This window comes from Micromonospora coerulea (assembly GCF_016598485.1).
GTDB lineage: Bacteria > Actinomycetota > Actinomycetes > Mycobacteriales > Micromonosporaceae > Micromonospora > Micromonospora coerulea.
Window position 1 is genome coordinate 189,457 of record NZ_JAEMUW010000013.1, and the last position, 7,872, is coordinate 197,328.

Consider the following 7,872-nt stretch of genomic DNA (forward strand, 5'->3'; position numbering starts at 1 on the left):
ACCATCGATTGGGGACACAGGCGGGAAGGCGCCGTTCAGCGGAGAACGGGAGTCCCGATGAGCTGCGGCACTCGGGCCGAACGGGCGCCCTATGGTGAAATTGTCCCATATTCGCCCGATACCGATGTCGTCTTCCCTGATCCGACCGTGAGGAATCTTCGGAGCCTGTTGACCGGCCGCGCATGCCCTGGCCGACTTCGACCAGCACGGGCCCCCTGTACCACGATGGGGTGTGACAGGGGACCGGTCCGCCCGGTGATACGAAAAGGCCGCGCCTGTGGCGCGGCCTCTTCGTCAGCGGAGCGGTCAGGGCGTCCAGTCGGGGCGTAGCGGGTAGCCGTTGACGCCGTCCGGGCCGTTGTGCGTGGCGAGCACCTGGTGCAGCTGGATGCCGTTGCGCTCGAAGCCCATCCGGGAACCGGCCATGTAGAGGCCCCACACCCGGGCGGTGCCGGGGCCCACCTCGTTCACGCAGAAGTCCCAGTGCTCGACCAGGTTGCGGCACCAGCCGGCCAGGGTCAGCGCGTAGTGCTGGCGCAGGTTCTCCTCGTGGTGCACCTCGAACCCGGCGTCGTGGATCTCGCTGATCAGCCGGCCCGGCCCGGCCAGCTCGCCGTCCGGGAAGACGTACCGGTCGATGAACGCGCCGGAGCGGTGCGGGGCGCGGTTGTCCGCCCGGGTGATGCAGTGGTTGAGCAGCCGCCCACCGGGCTTGAGTCGGTCGCGCAGCGCGCCGAAGTACGCCGGGTAGTTGCGCACCCCGATGTGCTCGGTCAGCCCGATCGAGGAGATCGCGTCGAACTGCTCGCGCGGGGCGTCCCGGTAGTCCAGGTGCCGCACCTCGGCCAGCTCGCCCAGCCCCTCCCGCTCGATCGCGGCCTGCGCCCACTGCGCCTGCGCCCTGGACAGGGTCACCCCGAGCGCCTTGACGCCGTACTCCCGGGCCGCGTGCCGGACCATGCCGCCCCAGCCGCAGCCGACGTCCAGCAGCCGCATCCCCGGCTTCAGCGCCAGCTTGTTCGCCACCAGGTCGTACTTGGCCCGCTGGGCCTGCTCCAGGGTGTCCTCCGGGGTGTGGAAGACCGCGCAGGTGTACGTCATCGACGGGCCGAGCACCTTCTCGTAGAAGGCGTTCGAGACGTCGTAGTGGTGGGAGATCGCGGTGCTGTCCCGGGTACGGGAGTGGCGCAGCCCGTTCATCACCCGCTTCCAGCGCGGCGCGGCCTCCTGCGGCGGGGGTGGCGGCGGCATCAGCCGCTCCCAACCGAGCCCCCGGACCAGGGCCAGCGCCTCCGCCACCGGGGGCAGGCGCATCGGCATCTCGTCCTTGAGCACCCGCAGCGCCTCGTACGGGTCGCCCGGGTGGACGCCGTCCAGCCCCAGGTCGCCGCTGACGTACGCCCGGGCCATGCCCAGGTCGCCGGGCGCGGTCAGCAGGTACGACAGGCCCCGCTCGGTGCGGATCGACAGGGTGATCCCCGCGTCGGTGGGGCCGACGGCGCTGCCGTCGTACCCGGTGACCCGGACCGGCAGCGCGCCGGTGGTCACCGCGCGGACCACGTCCGCCACGGTCGGGCCGGTACGCCGGCCGCCCGCCGGCGGGCCGGACGGGGCGTTCGCCGCCCCCTGTTCACGGTCGATCAGGCTCATTGACGCGCTACCGCCTTTTCGTAGAGTCCGGTGAGCCGGTGGTCGGGGTCGTAACGGTCCTTCACCACGCGCCAGGTCTCGCCGCCGTAGAGCCGGTCGAACGCCGCGCGGTCGTAGTACGCGTCGGAGTAGAGCGACTTGTGCCCGCCCGACTCCGACACCGCCCGCTCGATCGCCCGGTTGACGTCGCCGTCCGCGGCACCGTCGGCGATCGGCACGCTTCCCCAGAAGCCGATGTTCACGTAGGTTTCGCCCGGTTGGAGGGGATACAGCGGCCATGCCCGGGCGGACCCCGGGCCGGCCGGCTCCCGCAGCCGCAGCGGGCAGAGCCAGACCGGCGTCATCCCGACGTGCCGGTCGAACCAGCGCAGGAAGTCGGCCGTGCCGTCGAGCGGGATCTCCACGTCCTGCACCACCCGCTCCCGGGCCGGCCGGCCGCGCCAGCGGTCGATCCGGGCGGCCACCTGGTGCTGGTGCTCCAGCCGGACCAGGCGGTGGTAGAAGTCGCTGCGCCGGTACCGCGCCGGCCAGAGCCGGCGCACCACCGGGTGCTGCACGCCGAACGCCGCCGAGCACCAGAACCAGTCGGTGTCCCAGCGCCAGAGATAGTCGTACGTGGTGAGGGCGTCCCGGGTGCGCCGGCGCAGCGAGCGGTAGTAGATGTCCTGGCCGGTGTAGTCGCTGGGCCGCTCCGCCTCGTCGGTGAAGCTGCCCAGCACCAGGTACGCCTCGCCGGGGCTGAACACCACCCCGTCCATGGCGTCGACCGGCTCGCCCGCCCACTCCCCCTTGGCGACCACGTCGCGGATCGCGTCGGTCAGCTCCTCCAGCCGGCTGAACCGGATGTTGCGCAGCGCCACGTACCGGCGGACCGGTTGCAGCTCGATGCGCAGCCGGGTGGCGTAGCCGAGGCTGCCCAGCGAGTTGGGGAAGGCCCGGAACAGCTTGGCGTGCTCGCCCTCGGGCCGGATGGTGAGGATCTCGCCCGCCCCGGTGAGGACGTCCATCTCCAGCACCGACTCGTGCGGCAGGCCGTTACGGAAGGAGGTGGACTCGATGCCCAGCCCGGTCACCGCACCGCCCAGGGTGATCGTGCGCAACTGCGGCACGACCAGCGGCATCAGCCCGTGCGGCAGGGTCGCGTCGACCAGGTCCTCGTAGGTGCACATGCCCTGCACGTCGGCGGTGCGGGCCCGGGGGTCGACGGCGAGCACCCCGGTCAGCCCGCTGACGTCCAGCCCCGGGACCCGGGGCGCCGAGCGCGGTCGGAACAGGTTGGAGGTGCGTTTGGCCAGCCGTACGGGCTCGCCGGCGGGCACCGCGGCGTACGAGCGTCGCAGCGTGTCCACCGCCCGCTCATGATCACGGACAGCGTGCATGAGATCACAGTACGCCTGGAGCGCCGGATCCGTGGGATGTCCACGGTGGCCTTTTCGCGTCCCGTACCCGGCCTGCGGGTTACCGTGGCGGGCATGTCGTCCCCCGCGATCGCCGCCCTCGACGCCGCCGGCCTGCCGTACCGGGTGATCCGGCACGGCCCGGTGCGCAGCCTCGCCGAGGCCGCCGCCGCCCGGGGCGTCGAGGTCCCCGACGTGGTCAAGACCATCGTGGTGCGTCGGGGCGAGGACGACCACCTCTTCGTGCTCACCCCCGGCGACCGGGTCGTCTCCTGGCCCAAGCTGCGCGCCTTGCTCGGGGTGAGCCGGCTGTCCATGCCGGACGCCGACGCCGCCCGCGCCGCCACCGGCTACGAGCGCGGCACCATCACCCCGTTCGGCGCGACCACCGCCTGGCCGGTCGTCGCCGACGAGCGGCTGCGCGGCCGGGAGATCACCCTCGGTGCCGGCGAGCCCGGGGTGTCCGTCGCGGTGGACGCCGATGCCGCCGTCGCGGCGCTGGCCGCCACGGTCGCCGACGTCACCGATCCCGAGCCGGCCCGCTGATCGCTGGCCGGCGCGACGCGGGCGGCATAGCGTGGGGGCATGCCGAAAGCCGTCTGGAACGACCTGATCGTCGCCGAGAGTGACGACACCGTGGTGGTCGAGGGCAACCACTACTTCCCTCGCGCCGCCCTGCGCGACGACGTGATCCGCGACTCCGGGACGCACACCGTCTGCCCCTGGAAGGGCACCGCGTCCTACTACACGCTCGAACACGACGGGAAGACCAGCGCCGACGCGGTCTGGTACTACCCGGACCCCAAGCCGGATGCGGCGATGGTGCGCGACCGGGTGGCCTTCTGGAAGGACGTCCGGGTCGTCGACTGAGTCACCCCGACGCCGGGGCGACTGGCCATCGACGGTGGCGGTGGGTCAGGATGCCCCCATGTCCGACCCACACACCGACCCGCCCGGCACCGTGTACGGCGCCCGCCGCGCGGCCCGACCCGGCCTGCCGCGGGACCCACTGATGCGGATCGCGCTCGGGGTGGCGCTGGTGGGCGTACTGCTCGGGGCGTTCTTCACCACCGGCGTGCTCGGCGGCGCCGACGAGCCGGTGCTGCCCGCGGCCGCCGCGCCCAGCCCGCCGGCCGACGGGCCGACCGGGGCGACGCCGACCGCCGAGGCCGCGCCGACCACCCCGGCCGCCCCGACCACCCCGGCCCCGCCGTCGCCCACCGCCGCGCCGACCACCCCGGCGGCGCCGGCGGCCGGGCCCAAGGTGTTCCGGGCCGCCGCCTCCGGGCTCTGCGTCGGGGTGACCGACGACGACCCCGAGGGCGCGGACGCGGAGCTGGCCGACTGCACCGGCGGGCCCGAGCAGCAGTGGGTGGCGACGGCGGTCGCCGCCGACGTGTTCACCCTGACCAACGCGGCCAGCGGCAGGTGCCTGGACGTCGACGGGCAGCGCACCGACGACGGCGTGGACGTGCAGCAGTGGTCCTGCAACGGCCAGCCCAACCAGCAGTGGCGGCTCGCCCCGACCGGCCCCGGGTCGGTGCTGCTGGTCGCCGCGCACAGCGGCAAGTGCGCCCAGGTCGACGACGCCGGCACCGAGGCCGGTGACGAGCTCGAACAGGCCCCCTGCACCGGTGCCCCCGAGCAGCAGTGGGCGCTCGGCTGAGGGGGCGCCCGTGACGTCCCCGACCCGGCGGTGCCCGGGCAGCGCGGGGAGACCGGCTCAAACGCGATAGCTCCACGCCCGGCCGCCCGCCGGGACGGGCGGCGTGAGCACCGGCACCGGCACGGCGGCACCCCGGCGGCGGAGCAGCAGGGAGAGCCCGGCCGCGCCGATCGACAGCGCCCCGGCGACGTACCAGGCCAGCGCGTAGTCGCCGAGCCGGTCGCGAACCAGTCCGGCGGCGGTGGCGGCGATGGCCGCGCCGACCTGGTGGGCGGCGAAGACCCAGCCGAAGACCACCGCGCCGGACGCGCCGAAGTACTCCCGGCACAGCGCCACCGTCGGCGGCACGGTGGCCACCCAGTCCAGGCCGTAGAAGACGATGAAGACCAGCATGCTCGGCTCGGCGCTACCGGCGAAGAGGCCGGGCAGCACCAGCAGCGACGCGCCGCGCAGCGCGTAGTAGATGCCGAGCAGCAGCCGGCTGTCCATCCGGTCGGTCAGCCAGCCGGAGGCCACCGTGCCGACGATGTCGAAGAGCCCCACCAGGGCGAGCAGGCCCGCGGCGGTGGTCTCCGGCATGCCGTGGTCGTGCGCGGCCGGCACGAAGTGGGTGCCGACCAGACCGTTGGTGGTCGCGCCGCAGATCGCGAAGCCGCCGGCGAGCAGCCAGAACGGCCGGGTCCGCGCGGCGGCGGCCAGCGCGCCGATCGCCCGGGCCGCCGCGCCGCCGGCCGGCGGCACCGGGGGCACCACCTCGGTCGCGCCGTAGGCGGGTAGGCCCAGGTCCGCCGGGTGCTCGCGGAGCAGCCAGACCACCAGCGGTACGACCGCCAGCGCGGCCCCGGCGACGACGAGCGCCGCCACCCGCCACCCGTGGTCGCGCACCAGCACGGCGACGAGCGGCAGGAAGACCAGCTGCCCGGCGGCCCCGCCGGCGGTCAGCACCCCGGTCACCAGGCCCCGCCGGCGTACGAACCAGCGCCCGGTCACCGTCGCCACGAAGGCCAGCGCCATCGACCCGGTACCCAACCCGACCAGCACGCCCCAGCAGAGGATCAGCTGCCAGCTCGCGGTCATGAACACGGTCAGCCCGCTGCCGAGCGCGACCAGCACCAGCGCGGCGGCCACCACCCGGCGGATGCCGAAGCGATCCATCAGCGCGGCGGCGAAGGGCGCGGTCAGCCCGTACAGCATGAGGTTGACCGAGACGGCGGCCGAGATGGTCGCCAGCGGCCAGCGGAACTCGGCGTGCAGCGGGTGCAGCAGCACTCCGGGCGTGGCGCGGAAGCCGGCCGCGCCGACCAGCGCCACGAAGGCGACGGCGGCGACGGCCCAGGCCGGGTGGAGACGACGGAATCGGGTCACGGTACGAGTCTCGGGTCGGCCGGCCGGTGCGACGAGTGGCCGGAAAGCCATCATGCGCAATAATCGGGCCATGGCCCTCGTCCCGCACCGGATCGCGGTGCTCGCCCTCGACCAGGTGGTCGGTCTGGACCTCGGCACCCCCGCCCAGGTCTTCGGCACCGCCCGCACGGCCGACTTCGAACAGCTCTACACCGTCGGCGTCTGCACCCCGGGCGGCCGGCCGGTCCGCAGCACCGCCGGCTTCCAGGTGCATCCCGACCACGGCCTGGAACTGATCGAGGCCGCCGACACGGTGATCGTCGCCGGCATCCACGGCGGGTCGGCGCTGACCGACGGCACCGTCGAGCCGGACGTCGCGGCGGCGCTCCGGGCGGCCCACCAGCGGGGTGCCCGGATCATGTCAATCTGCACCGGCGCGTTCGTCCTGGCCGCCGCCGGGCTCCTCGACGGCCGGCGGGCCACCACCCACTGGGCGTACGCCGGTCTGTTCCGCCGGCTGCACCCGGCCGTCGACCTCGACCCGGACGTGCTCTTCCTCGACGACGGGGTGCTCACCTCCGCCGGCGTGGCCGCCGGCATCGACCTGTGCCTGCACGTCATCCGCACCGACCACGGCAGCGAGGTGGCCAACCGGGCGGCGCGGCGCTGCGTCGTGCCGCCGTGGCGCGACGGCGGCCAGGCCCAGTACATCGAGCGGCCGGTCCCCCGGACGGCGGACACCGGCACCGCGGCGACCCGGGAGTGGGCCCGGCAACGGCTGCACGAGCCGGTGGGGCTGCGCGACCTGGCCGCGCACGCCCGGATGAGCGTACGCACGTTCACCCGGCACTTCCGCTCGGAGACCGGACTGAGCCCGGCGCAGTGGCTGCTCCGGCAGCGCACCGAGCACGCCCGACTGCTCCTGGAGACCACCGACCTCACCGTCGACCAGGTGGCCCGCCACGCCGGCTTCGGCACCACTGCCGCCCTCCGCCAGCACTTCCACCACCGCGTGGGCGTACCTCCCGCCACCTACCGCCGCACCTTCCGCCACACCCCCTAACCCCCGCTTTTCCACCCCCGGCTTTCCGCCCCGCGCGGGTGGGGACGGGGGCCAAGGGCGGGCTTCACCAGGCCGGGCGGCTCACGATCCGGCCACGGGTGCGTGGGCCACGCCGTCCCGCAGCAGCCGGAGCTCAGCCAGGTGCATCGGCAGGTGGACGCGGGTGTGCAGGTCGAGGGCCCGCCCCCAGGGCAGGGAATCCTCGACGACCAGATCGAAGCCCTCGCTCAGGTGGGTCTCGACCGGGGTGTCGGCGGCCGGGCCGAGCCGCTCGACCAGCGCGCAGAGCTTCTGGCTGGTGGCCCGGAGCAGGGTGGCGAGCCCGTCCAGCCCGCCGCACTCGGAGACCAGCGCGTCGAGCTGCGGCCGATGGATCGCCTCCAGGTCGTAGTAGGCGAACGGGGACCCGGCGAGCACCGCCTCGGTCGCCTCGCTCAGCAGCTCGTCGTTGGCGGCCAGGTGCGCGACGATCTGCTCCGCGCTCAGCTCCCCCTCGCCGGGCGCCCCGAACCCGCCCGCGTCCACCTCCGCGAGCACCTCGTCATAAACCCGCCGCAACCCCCCGCTCTCCACTCCCCCACTCAACCCCGCCCCCACCCGTCGATCACCGAGTTATGGCGCCCGTTTCACCCGGATGAGGGGCCACGACCACAACTCCATGATCGGCGCGGGGGGGGGGGGGGGGGGGGGGGCAGGGGGGGGCGGGGGGGGGGCGGGGGGGGGCGCGCCCCCCGCCCCCCCCGGGGGGGGCG

The 7,872-nt window shown here is 74.5% G+C and carries 8 protein-coding genes; 4 read left to right on the plus strand and 4 right to left on the minus strand.

Annotation, left to right across the window (positions count from 1 at the left end):
• Positions 1-306 precede the first annotated feature (306 nt).
• A complete protein-coding gene (locus tag I8N68_RS18565; protein WP_200211444.1) occupies positions 307-1,650 on the minus strand; it encodes a class I SAM-dependent methyltransferase in 1,344 nt (447 codons plus the stop codon).
• Complete coding sequence (locus I8N68_RS18570; protein WP_200211446.1) at positions 1,647-3,029, minus strand: FAD-binding oxidoreductase; 1,383 nt, start codon at positions 3,027-3,029, stop codon at positions 1,647-1,649. Before I8N68_RS18570 ends, I8N68_RS18565 begins: the two co-directional genes overlap by 4 nt.
• A 93-nt stretch (positions 3,030-3,122) precedes the next feature.
• Here I8N68_RS18570 and I8N68_RS18575 point away from each other — a divergent pair, with 93 nt between their 5' ends.
• The 3 genes from I8N68_RS18575 to I8N68_RS18585 are packed head-to-tail and all read left to right on the plus strand — an operon-like array spanning position 3,123 to position 4,713.
• Complete coding sequence (locus tag I8N68_RS18575) at positions 3,123-3,593, plus strand: aminoacyl-tRNA deacylase (RefSeq protein ID WP_234040037.1); 471 nt, start codon at positions 3,123-3,125, stop codon at positions 3,591-3,593.
• A 39-nt stretch (positions 3,594-3,632) separates the two neighbouring features.
• Positions 3,633-3,917: a DUF427 domain-containing protein gene (locus I8N68_RS18580; RefSeq protein ID WP_200211448.1), complete on the plus strand. Its 285-nt coding sequence runs from the start codon at positions 3,633-3,635 to the stop codon at positions 3,915-3,917.
• Positions 3,918-3,975: 58 nt separating this feature from the next.
• A complete protein-coding gene (locus I8N68_RS18585) occupies positions 3,976-4,713 on the plus strand; it encodes an RICIN domain-containing protein (protein WP_200211451.1) in 738 nt (245 codons plus the stop codon).
• A 57-nt stretch (positions 4,714-4,770) separates the two neighbouring features.
• Here I8N68_RS18585 and I8N68_RS18590 read toward each other — a convergent pair whose 3' ends face one another.
• Positions 4,771-6,129: an MFS transporter gene (locus tag I8N68_RS18590; RefSeq protein ID WP_234040038.1), complete on the minus strand. Its 1,359-nt coding sequence runs from the start codon at positions 6,127-6,129 to the stop codon at positions 4,771-4,773.
• A 1-nt stretch (position 6,130) separates the two neighbouring features.
• Between I8N68_RS18590 and I8N68_RS18595 the strand changes: the two genes are divergently transcribed.
• Positions 6,131-7,120, plus strand: coding sequence for a GlxA family transcriptional regulator (locus I8N68_RS18595; protein ID WP_200211458.1), 990 nt, complete (start codon positions 6,131-6,133; stop codon positions 7,118-7,120).
• Positions 7,121-7,201: 81 nt separating this feature from the next.
• Here I8N68_RS18595 and I8N68_RS18600 read toward each other — a convergent pair whose 3' ends face one another.
• Positions 7,202-7,693 (minus strand): hypothetical protein, encoded by a 492-nt coding sequence (locus I8N68_RS18600; protein ID WP_200211459.1) that lies wholly within the window; start codon positions 7,691-7,693, stop codon positions 7,202-7,204.
• Between the last annotated feature and the right edge of the window lie 179 nt (positions 7,694-7,872).